Here is a 24,362-nt window from a genome sequence, read left to right as displayed (position 1 = left end):
CACGACGCTCAGGGACTACGCGTCGAAGCCCTCGGCGATCAGGTCGATCAGCTCTTCGCGCTCCTCGACGGGGAGGAACGCGCCGGCCGCGGCGTTGAGCTGGAAGGCCTCGAGGTCGTCGAGGCCGTACTCGAACGTCTCGGCGAGCAGCGCCAGCTCGCGCGTGAGCGAGGTGCGGCTCATCGTGCGGTTGTCGACGTTCACCGTCACGGCGAAGCCCAGCTGGTACAGCAGGTCGAACGGGTGGTCCTCCATCGTGGTGCCCCAGCGCTCGATGGCGCCCGTCTGCAGGTTCGACGACGGCGACAGCTCCAGCGGGATCTCGCGGTCGCGCACCCAGCGCGCCAGATCGCCGAACTGCACGAGCACCTCTTCGCCCGCGCGCGAGACGACCTCGAGGTCCTCGGCGATGCGCACGCCGTGGCCGAGACGGAGCGCGCGGCCGTCGATCAGCGCGGAGCGGATCGAGTCGAGCCCCGCCGCCTCGCCGGCGTGCACGGTCGCGGGGAAGAACTCCGACGCCAGGTAGTCGAACGCCTCGCGCAGACGCGACGGCGGGAAGCCGTCCTCGGGGCCGGCGATGTCGAAGCCGACCGCGCCGCGGGTGCGCCACTCCACCGCCAGCTTCGCGATCTCGAGCGAGCGATCGGTGTGGCGCATGGCCGAGATCAGCTGGCCCACGCGGATGTCGTGGCCGCGGCTCTCGGCCGCGTCCTCGCCCTCTTCGATGCCCTCCTGCACGGCCGCGACGACCTCGTCGAGCGACAGGCCGCGGCCCAGGTGCTGCTCGGGCGCCCAGCGCACCTCGCCGTAGATGACGCCGTCAGCAGCCAGGTCCTCGACGAACTCGCGGGCGACCCGCGTGAGCCCCTCGCGGGTCTGCATGACCGCCGTCGTCAGGTCGAAGGTCTTCAGGTACTCGACGAGCGAGCCGGAGTCGCTCTTGTCGGCGAACCAGTCCGCGAGGTCGTCCGGGTCGGACTCGGGCACCTCGAGGCCGATCGCGTCGGCGAGCTCGATGATCGTCCCCGGGCGCAGTCCCCCGTCGAGGTGGTCGTGCAGCGAGACCTTCGGCAGGCTGCGGAGGGAGACCCCGTCGAGGATGGCGTCGCCGTGCTGGTCGATGGGCATGGGGTTCTCCTCGAGTGCGATCGCAGGGGGTGGATGAGAGGTGGATGCCGCGCACCGGCGCGACTGAACAGTCTAAGCAGTGATGTGCTCACGGACGAGGGCCGTGGCGGCCGGCGCCTCCGCTCCGATCGACCATGCGCCCTCGACGGCCTCGAGCGCACGCTCGAACCTCGACGCATCCTCGCCCAGCAGGGTGAACAGCGGCTGTCCTGCGGCCACCTGGTCACCCGGCTTGACGTGCAGATCGATGCCGGCGGCGTGCAGCACCGGGTCCTGTGCCCGCGCACGCCCGGCACCCAGCCGCCAGGCCGCGATGCCGAACGGGAGCGCCTCGATCCGGGTGACGTACCCGGCCTCGGATGCCGTCACCGTGTGCGTCTCGTTCGGTTCCGGCAGGGCGGCATCCGGATCCCCGTCCTGCGCGATGATCATCGCGCGCCAGGCATCCATCGCACGGCCGTCACGCAGTGCGCCCTCGACGTCGGCGTCGGGCTGACCCGCGAGCGCGAGCATCTCGCGCGCGAGCGCGACCGTCAGCTCGACGACGTCGGCAGGGCCGCCGCCGGCGAGCACCTCCACCGACTCGCGCACCTCGTTGGCGTTGCCGATGGCAAGACCCAGGGGCGTGTTCATATCGGTGAGCAGGGCCGTGGTCGCCACGCCCGAGTCCGTGCCGAGCTCCACCATCGTGCGGGCGAGCTCGCGGGCGCGGTCGATGTCCTGCATGAACGCGCCCGAGCCGAATTTGACGTCGAGCACCAGCGAGTCGGTGCCCTCCGCGATCTTCTTCGACATGATGCTCGACGCGATGAGCGGGATCGCCTCGACCGTGCCGGTGACGTCCCGCAGCGCGTAGAGCTTCTTGTCGGCCGGCGCCAGGCCCGATCCCGCCGCGCAGATGACCGCGCCGACACCCTGCAGCTGCGCGAACATCTCGTCGTTCGAAAGTGCCGCGCGCCAGCCGGGGATCGACTCCAGCTTGTCGAGCGTCCCGCCGGTGTGGCCGAGGCCCCGGCCGGACAGCTGCGGCACCGCGACACCGAAGCTGGCGACCAGCGGCGCGAGCGGCAGGGTGATCTTGTCGCCGACGCCTCCGGTGGAGTGCTTGTCGACCGTGGGCTTGCCCAGGCCCGCGAAGCTCATGCGCTCGCCCGACGCGATCATCGCGTCGGTCATCACGCGGATCTCGTCGCGCGTCATGCCGTTGAGCAGCACCGCCATCGCGAACGCCGCCATCTGCGAGTCCGCGACGTAGCCGCGCGTGTAGGCGTCGACCATCCAGCGCAGCGCCGGTTCGGGTACCGCTCCCCCGTCGCGCTTGGCGCGGATCACGTCGACCGCGTCGTAGGCCTCGGGCGTCATCGGGCGGCCTCTTCGAGGTCGCGCGGGCCGAACGCGTCCGGCAGCACCTCGTCGATCGTGCGGATGCCCGATACGGTCTCGAGCAGCATGCCAGGGATCGCGAACTCGTACAGCAGCTGGCGGCAGCGGCCGCAGGGCATGATCGTGTCGCCGTGGCCGTTGACGCACACGAACGCCACGAGCCCGCCGCCGCCCGACATCTGCAGGTCGGTCACGAGCCCGCACTCTGCGCACAGGCCGACACCGTACGACGCGTTCTCGACGTTGCAGCCGGTCACGATGCGCCCATCGGTCACGAGGGCGGCCGCCCCCACCTTGTAGCGCGAGTACGGCGCGTACGCGCGCTGCATGGCATCGGTCGCCGCGTTGCGCAGCTCATCCCAGTCGATGTCGGTCACGGGTCGGATCATCCCTTTATGTATGGTTTGCCCGCGGCGGCGGGACCGCGGATCTGCCCGGCGAAGCCCGCCACCGCGAGGATCGTGACGACGTACGGCAGCATCGCCATGAACTCGACGGGGATGGGGGTCTCCAGCACCGAGAGCAGGTTGCGGAGGTTCGTCGCGAAGCCGAACAGGAGCGCCGCGAACGTCGCGCGGATCGGGTCCCACCGGCCGAAGATGACGGCGGCGAGGGCGATGAAGCCGAGGCCCGCGGTCATGTCCTTGGTGAACTGCGGCACCGAGACGAGAGTGAAGTACGCGCCGCCGATGCCGGCGATCGCGCCGGCCAGCGAGACGTTCCAGAAGCGGGTCGTGTTCACCCGGATGCCGACGGTGTCGGCCGCCTGCGGGTGCTCGCCGACCGCGCGCAGCCGCAGTCCCCAGCGGGTGCGGTAGAGACCCCACGCGACGAGCGCGACCGTCACGTACATCAGGTAGCCGATGAAGGTCTGGTTGAACAGCACCGGGCCGATGATCGGGATCTCGCCGAGCAGCGGGATCTTCCAGCGCTCGAAGACGACGGCGCTGTTGAGCGTCCGCTCGTTCGGCACCAGCAGCGCGCCGTAGAGGAAGCCGGTGAGACCGGCGACCAGCACGTTGAGCACGACACCGACGATGACCTGGTCGACGAGGTACTTGATCGAGAACGCCGCCAGCACGAACGCCACCAGCACGCCGCCGATCATCGCGCCGACGAGGCCGACGAACGGGTTGCGCGTCATGCTCGACAGCAGGGCGGCGACGAAGGCGCCGAAGAGGAACTGACCCTCGATCGCGACGTTGACGACGCCGGACCGCTCGCCGATGACACCCCCGAGCGCGCCGAAGATCAGCGGGATCGACAGCGACACGGCCCCGAACAGCAGGCCGGTGACCGGCACGAGGCCGTCGGAGGCGGCCCACACCAGGAACGCGAACACGCCCAGCACGCCGTAGACGATCGCCAGCCAGGGCCCGGGGCGCCGGTAGGTGTAGGCGGCCCAGAACGCGTAGAGCGTCAGCAGCAGCAGGATCACCCACACCGCCCAGCTGGTCGCCGCCGTCGGGACGGAGACCGTGGGCAGGTCGAGCGAGGAGCGCGGGTCGCCGAGACGGAACCGGCTCTCGCCGCTGCGAGGCGCGGCCAGGAACAGCAGGGCCAGCAGCGCCGTGACGATGCCGAGCGAGATCGCCAGCTTGAAGTGGCGCAGCTTCACCGGCGCCGCGGCGGCGACGGGGTGGTCGACGACGGCTGCGGAGGTCATGCCGACACCGCCTTCTCGTTCTGGGGCTCAGCAGGTCGCTTGGCGGCCTTCGCGCGCGCCTTGGCGGCCTTCTCGGCATCCGTCTTGGGCAGGAAGAAGATCGTGCGCACGAGCGGCGGTGCCGCGATGAACAGCACGATGAGCGACTGCACGACGAGCACGATGTCGACCGGGATGCCCTGCGACGTCTGCATCGTGAAGCTGCCGGCCTTGAGTGCGCCGAACAGGATGCCCGCGGCGAACGTGCCCCATGCGCGGCTGCGGCCGAGCAGCGCCACGGTGATCGCGTCGAATCCGATCCCGGCGTCGATGTAGGCGTCGAAGCCGCTGACCACCGATCCCTGGATCTGGTTCATCGCGGCCAGGCCCGACAGACCGCCGGCGAACAGCATCGCGTAGATGTACATGCGCTGCACCGAGATGCCGGCGGCGCGCGCGGCGTGCGGGTTCTCGCCCACCGCGCGCAAACGGAAGCCGAGGCTGGAGCGCTCGACGAGCCACCAGACGAACACCGTCGCGGCGATGACGATCACGAAGCCCCAGTCCAGCAGCGGGAACCGCGGCCCGAACAGCTCGGGGAACTGCGCGTTGCCGGGCGTCGGGTTCGAGATCGGCTGGTTGCTTCCGGTCGCCTGCAACAGGCCGGGAGTGCGCACGAGCCACATCACGAGGTAGAGCGCGACGTAGTTGAGCATGATCGTGAGGATCACCTCGTGAGCGCCGGTGCGGGCCTTGAGCAGACCCACGATGCCGCCCCAGATCGCACCGCCTGCGATGCCGGCCAGCAGCGTCACGGGCAGCTGCAGCCACATCGGCAGCCCGAGCTGGAAGGTGACGAGGCCCGCCGTCGCCGCACCGATCAGCATCTGGCCGCGACCGCCGATGTTGAACAGGCCCACGCGGAACGCGAGCGCCACGCCGAGTCCGGCTGCGATCAGCGGGGCCGCGAAGCCCAGCGTGTTCGTCAGCGGACGGATCTGCGTCGCGAAGTCATGGGCGCGTGCGTTGAAGATCGACCCGCGGAACAGCGCCTCGTAGCCGCCGTACACCGCGTTCCAGATCGCCACGAACGTGTCGCCGGGCCGCGCGAAGAAGTAGCCCGATGCCGAGCGCACGTCCTCGTCGGTGAACGCGATCAGGATGCCGCCGACGACCATGGCCGCGACGATCGCGAGGATCGTGGTGACCGCGCTGCCGCGCAGCAGCTCCTTGATGAACACGTTCTGACGCGGCGGCGGTGCGACCTCGCCGTCGGCGGCGCCGGGTGCGTCAGGCGTCGGAGCGGGCAGGTCCGGCGAACCGGTGAGGGGACCCGACACCGACGGCAGCTGCTCGGGCAGAAGCCCGTGCCCTGCGTCGGAGGCGCCGGGAGTCGATCCCGTGGACTCGTCGTTCACGCGGCTGCTCCGCTCTCGGGCGACTCGCCCGCCATCATGAGGCCCAGCGTGTCGCGGGGCGTGTCACTGGGGACGATGCCGACGATCGCCCCGCGGTACATCACCGCGATGCGGTCGGCGAGGGCGACCACCTCGTCGAGCTCGGTGGAGACGACGAGCACGGGCACGCCCGAGTCGCGGGTCTCGACGATGCGCTGGTGGATGAACTCGATCGATCCGACGTCGACGCCGCGCGTGGGCTGGGCGGCCACGAGCAGCTTCAGGTCGCGGCTCATCTCGCGGGCGATGACGACCTTCTGCTGGTTGCCGCCGGACAGGGTGCCCGCGGCCACGCCGGCGCCCTGTGTGCGGATGTCGTATTCGGCGATGCGCGCCTGCGCGAACTCGTCGAGTGCGGCGCGGCGGATCGTGCCGCCGCTGACGAACGCGCGGTCGCCGGAGCGGTCGAGGATGAGGTTCTCGGCCACCGTGAAGGTGCCGACCAGGCCGTCCTCGGTGCGGTCCTCCGGCACGAACCCGACGCCCTCGTCGAGGATGCCGCGGATGCTCTTGCCGACCAGTTCGACCCCGCCGAGCGAGACCGAGCCGCTCACGCGGTCCGCGAGCCCGACGATCGCCTCGACGAGCTCGGTCTGACCATTGCCCTGGACGCCGGCGACGGCGAGCACCTCGCCGGGCCGGATGTCGAACGTCACGTCGTCGACGACGACGGCGCCGTCCGCGGTGATGACGCGCAGCGCGTCGACCTGCAGGCCGACGCCGTCGCCGATGCGCGGCGGGTCCTTGTGGACGGTCAGCTCGACCGCACGGCCGACCATGAGCGAGGCGAGCTCGGCGTTGGAGGCGGTCGGCGACGCCTCGCCGACGACCTTGCCGAGCCGGATGACCGTGATGCGGTCGGCGACCGCGCGCACCTCGCGCAGCTTGTGCGTGATGAACACGATCGACGTGCCCTCGTCGCGCAGCTGCCGCATGATCGCCATGAGCTCGTCGGTCTCTTGCGGCGTCAGCACGGCGGTGGGCTCGTCGAACACGAGCACCTTCGCGTCGCGTGCCAGAGCCTTGATGATCTCGACGCGCTGCTGGACGCCCACGGGCAGCTCGCCGACGAGCGCGTCGGGGTCGATCTCGAAGCCGAACCGGGCTGCGACGTCGCGCACGTGCTGGCGCGCCGCATTGAGGTCGAGGGCGCCGAGGCCCTTGGTCGACTCGTGGCCGAGCATGACGTTCTCGGCGACGGTGAAGACGGGGATGAGCATGAAGTGCTGGTGCACCATGCCGATGCCCGCGGCCATGGCGTCGCCCGGTCCGCGGAAGTGCTGAACGACGTCGTCCAGCAGGATGTCGCCCTCGTCCGCCTGATACAGGCCGTACAGGACGTTCATCAGGGTGGATTTGCCGGCGCCGTTCTCCCCCAGGAGAGCGTGGATCTCACCGGGCTCGACCACGAGATCGATGTGGTCGTTGGCCACGAGAGACCCGAACCGCTTCGTGATTCCACGGAGCTCGAGCTTCATACTGTGCACCTTAGCGATTGAGTGATCGGGCGAGGAAGAACCGCGGCCGGGAGGATGAGGATCCCCCCGGCCGCGGCTGCGTCATCGTCCGGATTACGGCGAGCTGGGCGAGGTGACCTCGAGGTCGCCCGAGATGATCTGCTCCTTCAGCGCGTCGAGCTCGTCGGTCAGCCCGTCGGGCAGCTGCGACTCGAAGTCGTGGAAGGACGACAGGCCCACGCCGTCGTTCTCGAGCGTGCCGACGTACGGTGCCACGTCGAACTCGTCGTTCGCGGCCGCCATCGTCGCGTCGTACACCGCGGAGTCGATGCGCTTCATGATCGAGACCAGCACCAGGTCGGCGACCGAGGGGTCGCTGACGGCGATGTCGGAGTCGACACCGAGCATCACGGCGCCGTTGTCGGTGTCGCGGATGGCCTGCGCGGCGCTCTGGTAGATCGGGCCGCCGACCGGCAGCAGCACGTCGACGCCCTGGTCGAGCGCGGTCTGCATCGCCTGCTTCGAGTCGTCGTTGGCGTCGAAGTTGTTCGTGAACTGACCGGTCTGCGCGTCGACGTCCCAGCCGTAGGTCGCCACGTCGGCGCCCTTGTCCTCGTTGTACTTCTCAACGCCGTCGATGAAGCCGTCCATGAAGATCGTCACCGGCGGGATCGGGATGCCGCCGACCGTGCCGACGCTGTTGACGCCCGACTGCGCCGACCACGCTGCCGCGGCGTAGCCGCCGAGGTACGCGGCCTGGACCGTGTCGAACAGAAGGGGCTTGATGTTCGGGGCGTCGGTCTTGCCGTCGCCCTTGTCGGTGCCGTCGTCGTTCTTGGCGCCCTTGTTGTCGGCCCAGTCGTCGATGATGGCGTACTCGAGGTCGGGGTTGGCCAGCGCCGAGTCGACCGTCGCGGCGGAGAGCTTGAAGCCGACGGAGATGATGAACGTGCACCCGTCGGCCACGAGGTTCTCGAGGTTCGGGGCGTAGTCGTTGGCGGACTCCGACTCGGCCTGCTTGAGGTCGACGCCGAGCTCCTTGGCGGCCTTCTGCATGCCCTCGAGCGCGGACTGGTTGAACGACTTGTCGTTGAAGCCGCCGTCGTCGGAGACGATGCAGGGCGTGAAGCCCTCGACCTTGGGACCGGCGTCGCCCGTGCTGGTCGGGTTGTCTTCGGGCGCGGAGCCGCAGCCCGCGAGGGCCAGCAGGATGCCCGCGGCGGCGGTGACGCCGACGAGCTTCTTGGTGCGTGAGATGGTCAACTCAGCCTCCACAGGATTCCCCCCGCGTCCTTCACGGGGACTGCATCAAGTTACACACTGTGTCGGCGCGGTTGCATGCTTCGCGACGCCCTGTTCGCGAAATGTTGCAAGACCGCAATATGGTGCTCAGATGAGCACGGGATGCCGGGCGCCCGGCAGGGCCCGCGTGCCCGAGGCTCCGCCCGGCGCGGAGCGATGAGCGCAGTGGTGTGCGGGCCGGTCCGGCACTTCGTCTAGAGCACTTCGCCGCGCCCGCTGAGCTTGAGCGCGTCGACCACGCCCTTGACCCGCTGCGCATGCTCGCTCGTGGTGACCAGCAGGGCGTCCTCGGTGTCGACGACGACGATGTCGCGCACGCCGATGAGGCTGATCACGCGGCGCGTCTGGCTGACAACGATTCCGCTGGCCGCGTCGGAGAGGATGCGGGCGTTCTCGCCGAGGATCGCCAGATCGTTCTTGCGGCCGTGCGAGTTGAGCTTGGCGAGGCTGGCGAAGTCGCCCACGTCGTCCCAGTCGAAGTGACCGGGGATGACGGCCAGGCGTCCCTTCGCGGCGGCGGGCTCGGCGACGGAGTAGTCGATCGCGATCTTGGTGAGCGTCGGCCACACGCGGTCGACGACCGGTCCGCGCGCCTCGCGGTCGTCCCACGCCTCTGCGAGATCCATCAGGCCGGCGTAGAGATGCGGATCGCTCTCGGCGATCTCGCCCAGCAGCACGTCGGCCCGCGCGATGAACATGCCGGCGTTCCACAGGTAGTTGCGGTCGGCGAAGTACTCCTTCGCGGTCTCGAGGTCCGGCTTCTCGACGAAGCTCTCCACGAGTGCCGCCTCGGGGGCGCCGTCGATCTCGAGCGCGTCGCTCTTCTTGATGTAGCCGAAGCCGACCGAGGGTTCCGAGGGCTGGATGCCGATCGTGCAGATGTAGCCCTCGCGCGCCGTCGCGACCGCCTGGCGCACCGCCCAGTCGAACAGCTGCGGCACGCGGATCACGTGGTCGGCGGCGAAGGAGCCGATGATCACATCGGGCTCGCGGCGCGAGAGGATCGCTGCGGCCAGACCGATCGCGGCCGTCGAGTCGCGCGGCTCGGACTCGAGGAAGACGTTGAGGTCGGCGATCCCGGGCAGTTCCTTCTCGACGGCGGCGCGGTGGGCGCGGCCGGTGACGACGGCGATGCGATCGGGGCCGGCGAGAGGCTCGAGCCGGTTCCAGGTGTCGCGCAGCAGCGTGTGGCCGGAACCGGTGAGGTCGTGCAGGAACTTCGGAGCGTCGGCTCGCGAGAGCGGCCACAGGCGGCTGCCGATGCCGCCGGCGGGGATGACGGCGTAGAAGTCTTCGATGGGGCCGGACATGCGTCTCAGGCTACCCGCCGGGTTCGGCGCGGCGACGACGGAACCGTGCCCGTCGTCGCCGCGCGCGGTTCAGCCGACCCGCGGCGAGGTGCCCGGGGTCGCGTCGCGGAGGGACTCGAGCAGCGCGTCGAAGGCGGGCTTCGGCGTGAACTCCTCGTCGGTGATCGTCGCCCAGCCCTCACCGGGGAAGACGCCGGGCACCCACGAGTACGCGTCCGAGAAGCCCCACACCGTGAAGGACGAGCAGGCGGTCACGTTCAGGCAGGCCTGCAGCATCGCGTCGTAGCGCTCGGCCTGCACGGCGATCTGCTCAGGCGTCGGGCCGGTCTGGCCGTCGAGGAGCGGGATGCGCACGTCGGCCTCGGTCACGGCGACCTGCAGCCCCAGGTCTGCGAAGCGCTCGAAGTTGGCCTGGATGGAGGTGTCGAATCCGTACAGCAGGCTCAGGTGGCCCTGGGCGCCGAAGCCGCCGAGCGGCGCGCCGTCGGCGAGCATCTGCTGCGCGAGCGCGTAGTAGGCGTCGGTCTTCGTGTTGATGCCCTCGGCGTTGTAGTCGTTGAGGAACAGCACCGCGTCGGGGTCCGCCTCGTGCGCCCAGCGGAACGCGTCCACGAGGAGGGCGACCGGGTCGTCCGCGCACGCCTTGAGGAAGGGGTTCGCCTGTGTGCGCAGCCGCACCCCGCCGTTGTCCCACTCGTCCTGGAAGATCTCGTTCGCGACGTCCCACTCGTAGATCTCGCCCTTGAAGTGGCCGACGACGGTCCGGATGTGGTCCTCGAGCACGGCACGCGCATCGTCGCACGTCCACGTCGCGCTCGCCGCTGTGACCCAGGCCGGGTTCTGGTTGTGCCACAGCAGCGTGTGGCCGCGCACCTGCTGGTGGTTGGCCTTGGCGAACGCGACCAGCGCGTCGGCGGACGTGAAGTCGTACACGTCCGGCGCGGGGTGGACGGCATCCCACTTCATGTCGTTCTCCGGCGACAGCGACGAGAACTGGCCGGCGAGCACCTGCTGGAACTCGGTTGGCGCCTTGCGGTCGTAGCCCACCAGCTGCTGCTGAGCCCAGACCGCGCTGCCGACGGCGAGGTCGCGCGGTGCCTGATTGCGCAGCGCGTCCTTGTCGGCGTTGCTGAATCCGGGAGGCGCGGCACTCGCGGCGTGCGCGGCCCACAGAGGCAGCACCAGAGCGACGGCGGCCGTGGCCACCAGCAGTGATCTGATCGATCGGCGCATGGGAGATCTCCTGACATCGTTGTCGGTCCATATCCGTCACCCGGGCGACGCATATGTTCGTGTGCGCAACAAACGCTAGGAGCCGTGGCCGCGGAGGGCAAAAGGTTTCGTCAGGTTTTCCACGATCGCGTCCACCCGGGCGAAGATCTCTCGACGTCGAGATAAGTTAGGCCGACCTAATCGCCCAGTCGAGCCCGACGGGAATAGGATGAAACACACAGGTTCCAATCAGGGAGGACGGCCGTGTCTGCACCAGCACGCGTCACACCGTCGGTATCCGAGACCACTTCCCGAGTCCCGCGCGGCACCCTGTACCGCGGGAACGAAGGCATGTGGTCGTGGGTGCTGCATCGCATCACCGGCGTCGCGATCTTCTTCTTCCTTCTCGTGCACATCCTCGACACGGCGCTGATCCGCGTCTCTCCCGAGGCGTACGACGCGGTGATCGGCACGTACAAGAATCCGGTGATGGCACTCGGCGAGGTGGCTCTCGTGGCCGCGATCGCGTACCACGCGTACAACGGGCTGCGCATCATCCTGGTCGACTTCTGGCCGTGGGCGACGCGTCACCAGCGCCAGCTGTGGTGGGGCGTCATCGGCCTGTGGGCGGTGACGATGCTGGGCTTCGCCCCGCGTCACCTCATGCTCGCGTTCGCGCCGGGAGGGGGCCACTGATGACCGCCATCGCCGATCCGCGCGCACCCCGCGCCGCCGTCCGCCGCAAGGGCCCCAACCTCGAGAAGTGGGGCTGGATGTACATGCGCGCCTCCGGCGTGCTGCTCGTCGTCCTGATCTTCGGGCACCTCTTCGTCAACCTCATGGTGGGCGAGGGCATCCACGGCATCGACTTCGCGTTCGTCGCGGGCAAGTACACCACCCCGTTCTGGCAGTGGTGGGACGTCCTCATGCTCTGGCTCGCGCTCATCCACGGCGCCAACGGCATGCGCACGATCGTCAACGACTACGTCACGCACAACGGCACGCGTCGCGTGCTGGTGTGGGCGCTGTGGCTCGCCGCCGCGTTCCTGATCGTCCTCGGCACGCTCGTCGTGTTCACGTTCGACCCGTGCATCGGCTTCGACCCCGAGACCGCGTCGGACGTCATCATCGGAATCTGCGGATAGCGTCGGGCGATCCCCGGCATCGACCATCGAAAGCATCAGCGTGAGCACTGAGACCATCGACTCCTACGTCAAGGACGGCGTCCACTACCACCAGTTCGACATCGTGATCGTCGGCGCCGGCGGCGCCGGCATGCGGGCCGCCATCGAAGCAGGCCCCGGCGCGAAGACCGCCGTGATCACGAAGCTCTACCCGACCCGCTCGCACACCGGTGCGGCGCAGGGCGGCATGGCGGCGGCCCTGGCCAACGTCGAAGAGGACTCCTGGGAGTGGCACACGTTCGACACCGTCAAGGGCGGCGACTACCTCGTCGACCAGGACGCGGCCGAGATCCTCGCCAAAGAGGCCATCGACGCGGTCATCGACCTCGAGAACATGGGTCTGCCGTTCAACCGCACGCCCGACGGCAAGATCGACCAGCGCCGCTTCGGCGGCCACACCGCCGACCACGGCAAGACCCCCGTGCGCCGGGCGTGCTACGCCGCCGACCGCACCGGCCACATGATCCTGCAGACGCTGTTCCAGAACTGCGTCAAGCTCGGCATCAACTTCTTCAACGAGTTCTACGTCCTCGACCTGGTCACGGTCGGCGAGGGCAAGGACAAGCAGATCGCGGGCGTCGTCGCATATGAGCTCGCCACCGGCGAGCTGCACGTCTTCCAGTCCAAGGCCGTGATCTTCGCGACCGGCGGCTTCGGCAAGATCTTCAAGACGACCTCCAACGCCCACACGCTCACGGGCGACGGCGTCGGCATCATCTGGCGCAAGGGCCTGCCGCTGGAGGACATGGAGTTCTTCCAGTTCCACCCGACGGGACTGGCCGGGCTCGGCATCCTGCTCACCGAGGGTGCGCGCGGCGAGGGAGCGATCCTGCGCAACGTCACCGGCGAGCGGTTCATGGAGCGCTACGCGCCCACCATCAAGGACCTCGCCCCCCGTGACATCGTGAGCCGCTGCATGGTGCAAGAGGTCGCCGAGGGCCGCGGCGCCGGCCCCCACCGCGACTACGTGCTGCTGGACTGCACGCACCTGGGCGCAGAGGTCCTCGAGACCAAGCTCCCCGACATCACCGAGTTCGCCCGCACGTACCTGGGCGTCGACCCGGTCGTCGAGCCCGTCCCGGTCATGCCGACCGCGCACTACGCGATGGGCGGCATCCCGACCAATAACAACGCCGAGGTCCTCGCCGACAACACCACCGTCGTGCCAGGCCTGTACGCGGCCGGCGAGTGCGCGTGCGTCTCGGTGCACGGCTCGAACCGGCTGGGCACCAACTCGCTGCTCGACATCAACGTCTTCGGCAAGCGCGCTGGCCGCAACGCGGTCGAGTACGTCAAGACCGCCGAGTTCGTGGCGCTTCCCGACGACCCGGCCGCCGAGGTGCGCGGCCTGATCGAGGGCCTGCGCAACAACGCGGGCACCGAGCGCATCGCGGTGCTGCGCAAGAAGCTGCAGGACGAGATGGACCGCAAGGCCCAGGTGTTCCGCACCGACGAGTCCCTCGGCGAGGTGCTCGAGGTCATCGAAGAGCTGCGCGAGCGCTACAAGAACGTCCACGTCGACGACAAGGGCAAGCGGTTCAACACCGATCTGCTCGAGGCCGTCGAGCTCGGATTCCTCCTCGACCTGGCCGAGGTGGTCGTCTACGCCGCGCGCAACCGCAAAGAGAGCCGCGGCGGCCACATGCGGGACGACTTCCCGACGCGTGACGACGAGAACTACATGAAGCACACCATGGCGTACCTGTCGGGCGACCCGCACTCCTCGGACGCTGCGGACCACATCACCCTGGACTGGAAGCCCGTCGTCTTCACGAAGAACGAGAAGGGCGAGTTGAACTACCCGCCGATGGAGAGGAAGTACTGATGACGCTCGTCGCCGACGCGGATTCCGCTACCGAGACCACCAACGACACCGGCATCCAGTCGTTCCTCGTCACGTTCATCATCCGTCGCTTCGACCCCGAGGTCGACGAGGAGCCGCGCTGGGTGGACTACGACGTCGAGCTGTACTCGACGGACCGCGTACTGGACGCCCTGCACAAGATCAAGTGGGAGGTCGACGGCTCGCTGACGTTCCGCCGCTCGTGCGCCCACGGCATCTGCGGCTCGGACGCGATGCGGATCAACGGCCGCAACCGTCTGGCCTGCAAGACGCTGATCAAGGACCTCGACATCTCGAAGCCGATCTACGTCGAGGCGATCAAGGGCCTGCCGCTGGAGAAGGACCTCGTCGTCGACATGGAGCCGTTCTTCGCGTCGTACCGCGAGGTGCAGCCGTTCCTCATCGCGAACTCGAAGCCCGAGGCCGGCAAGGAGCGCATCCAGTCGATCGTCGACCGTGAGGTCTTCGACGACACGACGAAGTGCATCCTCTGCGCCGCGTGCACGTCCTCGTGCCCGGTCTTCTGGACCGACGGCCAGTACTTCGGCCCTGCCGCGATCGTCAACGCGCACCGCTTCATCTTCGACTCGCGCGACGACGCCGGCGATGTGCGCCTCGACATCCTCAACGACAAAGAGGGCGTGTGGCGCTGCCGCACGACCTTCAACTGCACCGAGGCATGCCCCCGCGGCATCGAGGTGACCAAGGCGATCGCCGAGGTCAAGCAGGCCGTCCTGCGGGGCGGAGCCCGATGAGCCCGCGCGTCCGCGCGGCTCGCCGCTGACGCACAGAGGGACCCAGATGACCACGTCGCAACGGAGCGACCGGGAACAGCGTGAAGTCGGGCGGATGCCTCGTGCCTCGCGTGTCGCCGTCACGGCCGCCTATTCCGCCCAGGCCCTCGGCTATGCCGTGCTCGTCACGTCGCTGCCCGCGCTGAAGGCGCGTCAGCAGATCGACGACATGACGATCTCGCTGATCCTCCTCGGCGTGAGCGTCGCCGCAGCGCTCGGATCCGTGCTCGCCGACGTCGTGGCGGTGCGCTGGGGAAGCCGTGCGGCGCTCGCGACGGGCCTCATCATCGAGGCCGCGCTGCTGCCCGTGGTGGCGTTCGAGACGCCGTTCGCGGTGTTCGTCGGCGCCCTCGCCGTCTACGGGGTCGGACTCGGCTGCGTCGACGCCGCCTCGGCGATGCAGGGCGTGCTGGTGCAGCGCTCCTACGGACGCTCGCTCATGGGCGGTTTCTTCGCGGGCTACACGGCCGCGGCGATCGCCGGTGCGCTGCTGGTCTCCGGCGTGGCGGCATCCGCCGTCGGCGCCGGCGTCGCGATCACGGTCGCCGCCTTCGTGATCCTCGCGATCGCTCTGGTGGGCACCCGGCTGTTCGCACGGGACGTGCCGGTGGACGAGGCGCTGCCCGCCGCCGAGCGCTCGAGGCTCCCCCGCGCCGGCATCTGGGCCTTCGGCCTCGTCATCCTGGCCGTGTTCGTCGTCGACTCGTCGGTCAGCACGTGGAGCACCGTCTACCTGCAGGACAACCTGCAGGCGCTGGCGTGGGTCGCCCCTCTCGGCTACGCCGTCTACCAGGCCTGCATCCTCGTCACGCGGCTTGCCACCGACCGCCTGCTGCCGATCGTCGGCCGCGTTCGGCTGGTGCTGATCGCGACCCTCGTCTCGATCGTCGGCTGCCTGCTGGTGGCACTCCTCCCCTTCGCGGCGGCCGCCGTGGCCGGCTTCGCCCTGGCCGGCGTCGCGGTCGGCGCGGTGGTGCCGGTCACATTCGGCGCGGCGGGCGAGCTCGACCCCGCGCACAGCGACCAGGTCATCGCCCGAGTCAACATCTTCAACTACGCGGGCGTCATCGTCGGCGCAGTGCTCGTCGGCGTGCTCGCGGGCGGCCCAGGGCTCGGCCTCGGATTCCTGATCCCCGCCGTGGTGCTGCTGTCGGTGCTGTTCGTGCTGCGCTGGTTCCGCACGTCCGCTTCGGCGAAGGATGCCGCACGCGCGAGCGCGGCGCCGGCCGCGTGATGCGGCATCCATCGATAATCTGGCTTCCGTGACCGACAAGCGCCACGGCGAGAACCGCGTACAGGCGGATGCGGCCGAACGCGAGGAGGAGTCGCTGCGCGCGCGCTGGGAGGCCACGCAGGAAGGACTGCGTGAACGCTTCGACGAGCCGATCAGCAAGGCGAGCGCGCTGACCAGACGCACGCTGGGATGGTTCCCCGTGCGGGTATGGCGTCACTTCCTGCAGCACAACGGGTTCCTGCTCGCGGCGGGCGTGAGCTATCAGGCACTGTTCGCGACCTTCGCGGGGATCTACGTCGCGTTCGCGATCGTGGGGCTGTGGCTGGGGGCGAGCCAAAGCGCCATCAACTGGCTCGTCCAGCTGCTCAACAGCTACATTCCGGGGTTGATCGGGCCGAGCGGCGTGTTCAGCGAGCAGGAGGTCGCCGCGGTCGCGACGAGCAGCGCCACCGCCCTCGGCATCACCGGTGTCATCGCCCTCGGCACCTTGCTCTGGACCGCCATCGGGTTCATCACCTTCGCCCGCCGCGCGGTGCGCGACATCTTCGGTCTGCCGCCTGATCTGCGCAGCTACTTCCTGCTGAAGGCGCGTGACTTCCTGGGCGCGTTCCTGTTCGCCGTCGCGCTCCTCCTCGGCTTCGCCGCCACCACTCTCGGCACCTGGGCGCTCGGGCTGGTGTTCGACTGGCTCGGGTGGAGCGACGTGTCGGACTGGTACCGGCTCGCGACCCGCATCGGCTCGGTCATCATCTCGTTCGCGATCTTCAGCGGCGCCCTCGCGGCGCTCATCCGCTTCCTCACCGGCACGCAGCTCAAGTGGCGCCGCATCTGGCCGGGCGCGCTGCTCGGCGGCGGCGCGATCACCGTGCTGCAGCTGTTCACCGGCTGGCTGCTGGTCTACACGCCGACCAACGCCCTGCTGGCCACGTTCGCGATCTTCATCGCGCTGCTGCTGTGGTTCCGCATCATCGGCATCATCATGCTGGTCGCCGCCTCGTGGGTCGCGGTCGCCGCGAAGGATGCCGACGTCCCCTTGATCCCGCAGTCCGAGGCCGAGCGCCTCGCGGCCGAGCACCAGGCGCTCCTCGTCGCCGCGCGGGTGCGGCTGCGCACGGCACAGCAGGCGCGCGACTCGGCGAACTGGTACCAGGCGTGGGCCGCCGACCGTGCGGTGCGGGCCGCCGAGCAGGAGCTCTCGCAGGTCGAGGCATCCACTCCCCCCACGCCGACGTCCGCCGGCAAGCCGCCGCGCGACCGCTGAATGTCGGCGGTGCCGGATAGTCTGGCGGGCGTGTCTCGCCGCGTTCGCATCGCCTCTGTCAACGTCAATGGAATCCGCGCCGCCGTCCGCAACGGCATGATCGAGTGGCTCGACGGGGCCGATGTCGACATCATGGCGCTGCAAGAGGTGCGGGCCACGGCCGAGCAGCTGCACGCGGCTCTTCCCGGCTGGCAGATCGTCAACGACGAAGCCATCGCGAAGGGACGCGCCGGTGTCGCCGTGGTGAGCCGGATGCCGGCGGTCGCGGTGCGGCCCGTGCTCGGTCCCGAGGCTCTCGAGGGCGTCGACCGGACGCACTGGGCGGGCCGGTGGATCGAGACGGACTTCGAGATCGACGGCGAGCTGCTCACCGTCGTGAGCGCGTATGTCCACAGCGGCGAGGCCGACACCCCCAAGCAGGACGCGAAATGGGCGTTCCTCGATGCCATGGAGGAGCGGATGCCGCGGCTCGCTGCCGAGCGGCCGCTCGCCGTGGTCATGGGCGACCTCAACGTGGGGCACCGCGAGCTCGACATCCGCAACTGGAAGGGCAACGTCAAGAGGGCCGGCTTCCTGCCCAGGGAACGCGCCTACTTCGATCGCATCCTGGGCGAGTCGGGTACGCAGGTGACCGGTGTCGACGGGTCGGTGGGCACAGGGCTCGGCTGGATCGACGTGGGCCGCCGGTTCCACGGCGAGGTCGACGGCCCCTATTCATGGTGGTCGAGTCGCGGCAAGGCGTTCGACAACGACACCGGCTGGCGCATCGACTACCACCTCGTGACTCCGCAGCTCGCCGAACGGGTGACGGACTACCGCGTGGCGCGCGCCGCATCGTGGGACACCCGGTGGAGCGACCACGCCCCCGTCGTCGCGGACTACACGATCGGCAGCTGAGTCCGGGGCCGGCGCTGGCCGCCGGCATCCGCTTTATAGACTTGAACGATGAGCAAACCGCGCCTGTACTCCGGCATGCAGCCCTCGGCCGATTCCCTGCAGATCGGCAACTACATCGGGGCGCTCATGCAGTGGCGCGATCTGCAGGCGTCATACGACGCGTTCTTCTCGGTGGTCGACCTGCACGCGATCACCGTCGCCCAGGACCCCGCGCACCTGCGCGAGAAGACCCGGCGCACCGCGGCGCAGTACATCGCCGCGGGCATCGAGCCGTCGAAGTCCACGCTGTACGTGCAGTCGCACGTGCCGGCGCACGCCGAACTGGCCTGGATCCTGTCGACGATCACCGGTTTCGGCGAGGCCGGCCGCATGACGCAGTTCAAAGACAAGTCCTCGCGCTACGGGTCGGATGCGACGTCGGTGGGCCTGTTCACCTACCCCGTGCTGATGGCGGCCGACATCCTGCTGTACCAGACCGACATCGTGCCGGTCGGCGACGACCAGAAGCAGCACGTCGAGCTGACCCGTGATCTCGCGGAGCGCTTCAACGGCCGGTTCGGCCAGACCTTCCGCGTTCCGATGCCGGTGATCCAGCAGGACACCGCGCGCATCTACGACCTGCAGAACCCGACGGCCAAGATGTCGAAGTCTGCCGAGTCGGACGCCGGCGTGCTGTGGCTGCTCGATGAGCCGTCGAAGTCGGCGAAGAAGGTCATGCGGGCCGTCACCGACTCCGAGGGCTCGGTGCGCTACGACCGCGAGAACAAGCCCGGCGTCTCGAACCTGCTCGTGATTTACGCCGCCCTGACCGGCCGTCAGATCCCCGCGATCGAGGACGAGTACGCGGGCCGCGGGTACGGCGACTTCAAGAAGGGCCTCGCCGAGGTGGTCGTGAACGAGTTCGGGCCGGTGCGCGAGCGTGCACTGGAGCTGCTCGACGATCCCGCCGAGCTCGACCGCGTGCTGGCCGCGAACGCCGCCAAGGCCGAAGAGGTCGCCGATCGCACTCTCGCCGACGTCTACGACAAGGTGGGCCTGCTGCGCCGCGCGCGCTGACGCGCCCCGCCGAGATGGAACCGGTCACGCTTCGCACGGCTCGACTGGAGCTGTCGCTGCCCGAGGCGGGCGACGTCGACGCCCTGTACGCGGCGTGTCAGGATGCCGACATCCAGCGCTTCACCCCGGTGCCCTCGCCGTATCGCCGCAGCGATGCCGAGGCCTTCGTCGAGCGCGTGCCGCAGGACTGGAAGAGCGGCATCCATCTCACCTGGGTCATCCGCGAGGGCGAGCGGCTGGTCGGAACGATCGGGTTCTACCGCATCGATGGAAAGGGCTCGGGAGAGATCGGCTATTGGATCTCGCCTGACGCCCGCGGCGGCGGGCAGCTGCGCGAAGCGGCACGCGCGGTCATCGACTGGGGATTCGCCCCGGACGGACTGGGGCTGGTGCGGATCGAGTGGCGTGCCGTGGCCGGCAACATCGCGTCGGCCCGTGCCGCCCGGGCGCTCGGGTTCCGCTACGAGGGACTGCTGCGCCAGGCGCTCGTCGGGCCGCGCGGCCGCGACGACGGCTGGATCGCGGGACTGCTCGTGGCCGACGACCGGACGCCGCAGCCCTGGCCTGTGCTGGAGGCGTGACCCGCGGACTCCGCTGACACCGTGTCGGCGCGGCATGGCAGGATGAGCGCATGCCCGAGATGCCCGAGGTGCAGGGACTCGTCGACTTCCTCGGCGACCGGCTCGCCGGCGTGCACATCGAGCGCGCCACCGTCGCGAACATCGCCGCGCTCAAGACCTACGACCCGCCGATCGACGCGCTCCACGGGCAGGAGATCACGGGCGCCGCGCGTCACGGCAAATTCGTCGACCTCTCGACGACGGGCCCGCACCTGGTCTTCCACCTGGCGAAGGCGGGCTGGCTGCGGTGGTACGACGAGCTGCCGAAGACGATCATCCGCCCGGGAAAGACGCCGATCGCACTGCGGGTGGGACTGTCCGACGGCGCCGGGTTCGACCTGACCGAGGCGGGCACCAAGAAGTCCCTCGCGGTCTACGTGGCGCGCGAGCCCGCCGACGTCCCCGGCATCGCGCGACTCGGCCCCGACCCGCTCGACGCCTCATTCACCCGCGACGACTTCGCCGCGCTGCTCGCCGGCCGCCGCACGCAGATCAAGGGTGTGCTGCGCGACCAGTCGATCATCGCCGGCGTCGGCAACGCGTACTCCGATGAGATCCTCCACGCCGCGAAGATGTCGCCGTACGCGCTGGCCTCTTCGCTGGGGGACGACGAGGTGAGCCGCCTGTTCGACGCGATGACCTCGACGCTGCGCGATGCGGTGGCCGAGGCATCCGGCAAGCCTCCCGCCGACCTCAAGGACGCCAAGCGGCGCGGCATGCAGGTGCACGGCCGCCGCGGCGAGGCCTGCCCGGTCTGCGGCGACGAGGTGCGCAGCGTGTTCTTCGCCGACAACTCGCTGGAGTACTGCCCGACGTGCCAGACCGGCGGCAAGATCCTCGCCGACCGGCGCCTGTCGCGCCTGTTGAAGTAGGCGGGACTCAGCCCTCGGTGTGCATGAGCACGCGGGCGTCCTCGTCGACCCAGTCGAGCGACTTCGACACGGCCTTTCGCCACTGCCGGTACCGGCGCTCGCGCTCGTCCGTCGGCATGCGCGGTTCGAAGCGGGCGTCCTCGCGCCAGTGCGCGCGCAGCTCGTCGAGGTCGCGCCAGACACCGGTCGCGAGGCCGGCGGCATAGGCGGCGCCGAGAGCGGTCGTCTCGACCACCTTCGGCCGCACGACCGGGATGCCGAGGATGTCGGCCTGGAACTGCATCAGCAGGTCATCGCGGGTCATGCCGCCGTCGACGCGCAGCTCTGCGAGCGTGCGCCCGGTGTCGGCGACGACGGCGTCGATCACGTCGCGAGTCTGGAACGCCGTCGACTCCAGCGCGGCGCGGGCGATGTGAGCCTTGTTGACGTAGCGCGTGAGCCCGACGAGCGCACCGCGTGCGTCCGGCCGCCAGTAGGGTGCGAACAGGCCGGAGAACGCCGGGACGAAGTAGGCGCCGCCGTTGTCGTCCACGCTGGCGGCGAGGCTCTCGACGTCTTCGGAGCGCTGGATGATGCCGAGGTTGTCACGCAGCCACTGCACGAGCGACCCGGTGACCGCGATCGACCCTTCGAGAGCGTAGTGCGCGGGCTCGTCGCCGATGCGGTACCCGACCGTCGTGATGAGGCCGCTGCCCGACCGCACGATCTCGGTCCCGGTGTTCACGAGGAGGAAGTTGCCCGTGCCGTAGGTGTTCTTCGACTCGCCGACGTCGAACGCGGCCTGGCCGAAGGTCGCCGCCTGCTGATCGCCGAGGATGCCGGCGATCGGCACGCCGTCGAGCACCGACGGGAGCTGTGAGTGGCCGACGATCTCGGACGACGAGCGGATCTCGGGCATCATCGCGCGCGGGATGCCCCACACCGCGAGCAGCTCGTCGGACCAGTCGAGCGTGCGCAGGTCCATGAGCAGCGTGCGGGACGCGTTGGTGACGTCGGTGACGTGGATGCCGCCCCGGGCGCCGCCGGTGAGGTTCCACACCACCCACGTGTCGGGGGTGCCGAACAGCAGCTCCCCCGCCTCGGCGGCGGACCGGGCGCCGGGCACGTTGTCGAGGATCCACGCCACCTTCGAGGCCGAGAAGTAGGTCGCGAGAGGCAGCCCCGTGACGTCGGCGAACCGGTCGGCGCCGCCCTCGGCGCTCAGCGCGTCGATGCGCGGCTGCGTGCGCGTGTCCTGCCACACGATGGCGTTGTGGACCGGGCGGCCGGTGCGCTTCTCCCACACGATGGCGGTCTCGCGCTGGTTCGTCACGCCGATCGCCGCGACGTCGGCCGCCGTGATCCGTGCTCGCGTCAGGCACGACGCGATGACCCACTCGGTGCTCGTCCAGATCTCGACGGGATCGTGCTCGACCCTGCCGGCGCGGGGGAAGATCTGCTCGTGCTCGCGCTGCGACACGGCGACGACCGCGCCCTCCCGGTCGAACACGATGGCGCGGGTCGAGGTCGTGCCCTGGTCGATCGCCAGCACGTGGTCGGACAACGTCGTCTCCTTCTCCCCCGGGCGTCACGGGCGCCGGGTCTGGTGTGCCCGTCAGATTATCGTCCGCCGCGCCTGGCGGGCGGCCGCACCTGTCCACGCGGGGTCGGCCGCGTGGACGCGAGCGAGGCCCCGCTCGACTTCGGCGGCCGCCCGGGCGGAGTCCCATCCGAGCACCGGGGCGACGGCCGTCGCGATCTCGGCGGCGGCCTCTGGCGTCGCACCGCCGGTGAACGCGAGTGAGGTGCGCCGCATGAGCAGGTCATCGAGGTGCACGACCTGCTCGGCGGTCGCGAGGTAGCGCAGCTCGCCCGTGGTGTAGGCGGGGGCGTGCTCGAGCGGCGCGTCGTCGACGTCGGCGGTGAGAGCGGAGATGACGGATGCCGCCACCGTGCCGTAGCGGTCCAGCAGGGTCGCGACGCGCTCTGCCGGCAGATCGCCGGCGTGAGCGGCGATCCATTGCTGCCGAGCGCGCTCGGTGGTCGGGAACCCCCGGCCGCCGCCGATCGGCACGCCCTTGGTGGAGCGCCGCCGGGGCTGCGCGAGCCGCTGCAGGGCGCGATCGGCGAGATGCTCGGCCGATGCTCGGAACGTGGTCCACTTGCCGCCCACGAGGCTCAGCACCGTCGTCTCGCCCCCGGCGAGCGGCGCGGACTCGATGCGGTAGTCGCGCGAGACGAAGCCGGGTGCGAGATCGCCGTGGCCTGGCAGGGGCCTGACACCCGCGAACCGGTACACGATCTGGGAGCGGTCGACGCCGATGGCGGGGAGCACCTGCGCGATGAGGTCGATGAAGTAGTCGACCTCGGCCTCGGTGCACAGGATCGGATCGCGCATGTCGTGCTCGAGGTCGGTGGTGCCCACGAGCACGCGCCCCTTGAGCGGGTAGATGAGGACGATGCGGCCGTCCTCGTTCTCGAAGAACAGCTCACGGCCGCCGGTCGCCGACAGCAGCGCGGGGTGGTCCAGCACGATGTGCGACCCCTTGGTGCCGCCCATGTATCGCGTGGGTTCGCCGAGCGCGAGGTTCGTGAGATCGGTCCACGGACCGCTCACGTTGAGGACGACGGATGCCGCGAACGGCGTCTCGGCGCCCGTCTCGGTGTCGCGCAGCACGACATGCCCGCCCTGCACGCCGACGGCAGCGGTGTAGTTCGCCGCCCGCGCCCGGCCGGAGGCTCCCGCTCCGCCGGCCGCGCGAGCGTCGCGCAGCACGTCCAGGGCGAGGCGTTCGGGGTCGTGCAGCGACGCGTCCCAGTACGTCGCGGTGTACTTCACGCCGGGGTTGAGATCCGGCAGCTGGGCGAGCGAGCGCCGCCGCCCGTGGAATGTATGCCGGGGAACGCTGCCCCCGCCGAACAGTCCGCCGCCGCGCGAGAACGAGTCGTAGATGACGAGACCGATCTTGATGAGTGCGGCGCCGCGCTCGCGCGGCCGCCCCTTGCCGTGACGCAGGAATCGCAGCGGCGCGGTCAGCACGCCCGAGAAGGTCGAGAAGATCGGGATCGTGGTCTGCAGCGGCCGCACATAGTGGGGCGCCGTGCGCAGCAGCGCGTTGCGCTCGGTCACCGCCTCGTGCACGAGGCGGAACTCGCCGTTCTCGAGATAGCGGATGCCGCCGTGGATCATGTGCGACGACGCCGCCGACGCGCCGCTGACGAAGTCGTCGCGCTCGACCAGCGCGACGTCGACGCCCTGCAGCGCCAGGTCGCGGAAGGTGGCCAGCCCGTTGATGCCGCCGCCGATGATGAGCACGTCCGCGTACGGTCGCACAGCCAGTTCGTCGAATCCCCGTGTCGTCGTCAAGAGCCTCACCGTCCCCGCCTCCAGGCTATGCCGACCCGGCGACATCGGGCCGCGCCTCGCCCCGATCCGGCGGCTTCATGCGAAGACATGGAATGAATGACCGGATGCCGCGTTGACTACACTCGAGAGCATCAACGTGCTCCGGGGTCGGTGAGAATCCGAACCGGCGGTGAGAGTCCGCGAGCCCCGGCATCCACTTCTCGCGAAGCGGTGCCGAGGTCGATCCGGTGGAATTCCGGAACCGACGGTGATGCGACAGTTCCTCTGCAACGGGGGACGGTCGCTAGTCCGGATGGGAGGCAGCACGAGCGGCGTCACGCGCGCCGACGCTTCCCCTGCCCCGGAGCCCAGAGAAGGA

General features: G+C 69.7%; 21 protein-coding genes and 1 riboswitch. Of the genes, 10 read left to right on the top strand and 11 right to left on the bottom strand.

Annotated elements, in window-relative coordinates; genetic code table 11:
• Positions 1 to 15: 15 nt before the first annotated feature.
• The 9 genes from IF188_RS09545 to IF188_RS09505 all read right to left on the bottom strand — a co-directional run bounded on the left by IF188_RS09545 (position 16) and on the right by IF188_RS09505 (position 10,918).
• Positions 16 to 1,131 (bottom strand): adenosine deaminase, encoded by a 1,116-nt coding sequence (locus IF188_RS09545; protein WP_191171553.1) that lies wholly within the window; start codon positions 1,129 to 1,131, stop codon positions 16 to 18.
• A gap of 72 nt (positions 1,132 to 1,203) precedes the next feature.
• On the bottom strand, positions 1,204 to 2,493 hold the full coding sequence (locus IF188_RS09540; RefSeq protein WP_191171552.1) for a thymidine phosphorylase: 1,290 nt from the start codon (positions 2,491 to 2,493) through the stop codon (positions 1,204 to 1,206).
• Positions 2,490 to 2,891, bottom strand: a complete 402-nt coding sequence (locus IF188_RS09535) for a cytidine deaminase (protein WP_191171551.1) — start codon at positions 2,889 to 2,891, stop codon at positions 2,490 to 2,492. Before IF188_RS09535 ends, IF188_RS09540 begins: the two co-directional genes overlap by 4 nt.
• 8 nt (positions 2,892 to 2,899) lie before the next feature.
• Positions 2,900 to 4,180, bottom strand: a complete 1,281-nt coding sequence (locus IF188_RS09530; protein ID WP_191171550.1) for an ABC transporter permease — start codon at positions 4,178 to 4,180, stop codon at positions 2,900 to 2,902.
• Positions 4,177 to 5,577, bottom strand: a complete 1,401-nt coding sequence (locus IF188_RS09525) for an ABC transporter permease (RefSeq protein WP_191171549.1) — start codon at positions 5,575 to 5,577, stop codon at positions 4,177 to 4,179. Before IF188_RS09525 ends, IF188_RS09530 begins: the two co-directional genes overlap by 4 nt.
• On the bottom strand, positions 5,574 to 7,094 hold the full coding sequence (locus IF188_RS09520; RefSeq protein ID WP_191171548.1) for an ABC transporter ATP-binding protein: 1,521 nt from the start codon (positions 7,092 to 7,094) through the stop codon (positions 5,574 to 5,576). The genes IF188_RS09525 and IF188_RS09520 overlap by 4 nt, the downstream gene beginning before the upstream one ends.
• 93 nt (positions 7,095 to 7,187) lie before the next feature.
• Complete coding sequence (locus IF188_RS09515) at positions 7,188 to 8,336, bottom strand: BMP family lipoprotein (RefSeq protein ID WP_191171547.1); 1,149 nt, start codon at positions 8,334 to 8,336, stop codon at positions 7,188 to 7,190.
• Positions 8,337 to 8,569: 233 nt separating this feature from the next.
• Positions 8,570 to 9,685 (bottom strand): mannose-1-phosphate guanylyltransferase, encoded by a 1,116-nt coding sequence (locus IF188_RS09510; RefSeq protein ID WP_191171546.1) that lies wholly within the window; start codon positions 9,683 to 9,685, stop codon positions 8,570 to 8,572.
• Between the two features lie 69 nt (positions 9,686 to 9,754).
• On the bottom strand, positions 9,755 to 10,918 hold the full coding sequence (locus IF188_RS09505) for an endo-1,4-beta-xylanase (RefSeq protein WP_191171545.1): 1,164 nt from the start codon (positions 10,916 to 10,918) through the stop codon (positions 9,755 to 9,757).
• Positions 10,919 to 11,161: 243 nt separating this feature from the next.
• Between IF188_RS09505 and sdhC the strand changes: the two genes are divergently transcribed.
• The 10 genes from sdhC (at position 11,162) to IF188_RS09455 (ending at position 20,658) form a co-directional block, all read left to right on the top strand.
• Positions 11,162 to 11,593 (top strand): succinate dehydrogenase, cytochrome b556 subunit, encoded by a 432-nt coding sequence (gene sdhC, locus IF188_RS09500; RefSeq protein ID WP_191171544.1) that lies wholly within the window; start codon positions 11,162 to 11,164, stop codon positions 11,591 to 11,593.
• Entirely contained in the window at positions 11,593 to 12,042 is a 450-nt protein-coding gene (locus IF188_RS09495) for a succinate dehydrogenase hydrophobic membrane anchor subunit (RefSeq protein WP_191171543.1), read from the top strand. The genes sdhC and IF188_RS09495 overlap by 1 nt, the downstream gene beginning before the upstream one ends.
• Positions 12,043 to 12,082: 40 nt before the next feature.
• A complete protein-coding gene (sdhA, locus tag IF188_RS09490) occupies positions 12,083 to 13,906 on the top strand; it encodes a succinate dehydrogenase flavoprotein subunit (protein WP_191171542.1) in 1,824 nt (607 codons plus the stop codon).
• Entirely contained in the window at positions 13,906 to 14,679 is a 774-nt protein-coding gene (locus IF188_RS09485) for a succinate dehydrogenase iron-sulfur subunit (RefSeq protein ID WP_191171541.1), read from the top strand. The genes sdhA and IF188_RS09485 overlap by 1 nt, the downstream gene beginning before the upstream one ends.
• Positions 14,680 to 14,773: 94 nt before the next feature.
• Positions 14,774 to 15,952, top strand: a complete 1,179-nt coding sequence (locus IF188_RS09480; RefSeq protein ID WP_224751674.1) for an MFS transporter — start codon at positions 14,774 to 14,776, stop codon at positions 15,950 to 15,952.
• Between the two features lie 28 nt (positions 15,953 to 15,980).
• A complete protein-coding gene (locus IF188_RS09475; protein WP_191171539.1) occupies positions 15,981 to 17,213 on the top strand; it encodes a YihY/virulence factor BrkB family protein in 1,233 nt (410 codons plus the stop codon).
• Positions 17,214 to 17,243: 30 nt separating this feature from the next.
• Positions 17,244 to 18,110, top strand: coding sequence for an exodeoxyribonuclease III (locus IF188_RS09470; RefSeq protein WP_191171538.1), 867 nt, complete (start codon positions 17,244 to 17,246; stop codon positions 18,108 to 18,110).
• A 48-nt stretch (positions 18,111 to 18,158) separates the two neighbouring features.
• Positions 18,159 to 19,166 carry a tryptophan--tRNA ligase gene (gene trpS, locus IF188_RS09465; RefSeq protein ID WP_191171537.1) on the top strand — a complete coding sequence of 336 codons (1,008 nt, stop codon included), beginning with the start codon at positions 18,159 to 18,161 and terminating at the stop codon, positions 19,164 to 19,166.
• A 14-nt stretch (positions 19,167 to 19,180) separates the two neighbouring features.
• The gene (locus IF188_RS09460) at positions 19,181 to 19,747 is read left to right on the top strand and encodes a GNAT family N-acetyltransferase (protein ID WP_191171536.1); all 567 of its coding nucleotides are present in this window, start codon (positions 19,181 to 19,183) and stop codon (positions 19,745 to 19,747) included.
• A 50-nt stretch (positions 19,748 to 19,797) separates the two neighbouring features.
• A complete protein-coding gene (locus tag IF188_RS09455) occupies positions 19,798 to 20,658 on the top strand; it encodes an Fpg/Nei family DNA glycosylase (RefSeq protein WP_191171535.1) in 861 nt (286 codons plus the stop codon).
• Between the two features lie 7 nt (positions 20,659 to 20,665).
• On the opposite strand, the gene glpK is transcribed toward IF188_RS09455, so the two are convergent.
• Positions 20,666 to 22,201 (bottom strand): glycerol kinase GlpK, encoded by a 1,536-nt coding sequence (glpK, locus tag IF188_RS09450; RefSeq protein WP_191171534.1) that lies wholly within the window; start codon positions 22,199 to 22,201, stop codon positions 20,666 to 20,668.
• Between the two features lie 51 nt (positions 22,202 to 22,252).
• The gene (locus IF188_RS09445; protein ID WP_224751672.1) at positions 22,253 to 24,049 is read right to left on the bottom strand and encodes a glycerol-3-phosphate dehydrogenase/oxidase; all 1,797 of its coding nucleotides are present in this window, start codon (positions 24,047 to 24,049) and stop codon (positions 22,253 to 22,255) included.
• Positions 24,050 to 24,137: 88 nt separating this feature from the next.
• Positions 24,138 to 24,313: riboswitch (FMN riboswitch) on the top strand.
• Positions 24,314 to 24,362 lie beyond the last annotated feature (49 nt).

It is taken from the genome of Microbacterium helvum (genome assembly GCF_014779795.1).
Classification (GTDB): Bacteria; Actinomycetota; Actinomycetes; order Actinomycetales; family Microbacteriaceae; genus Microbacterium; species Microbacterium helvum.
This window is presented reverse-complemented; position numbering and strand designations above follow the sequence as displayed.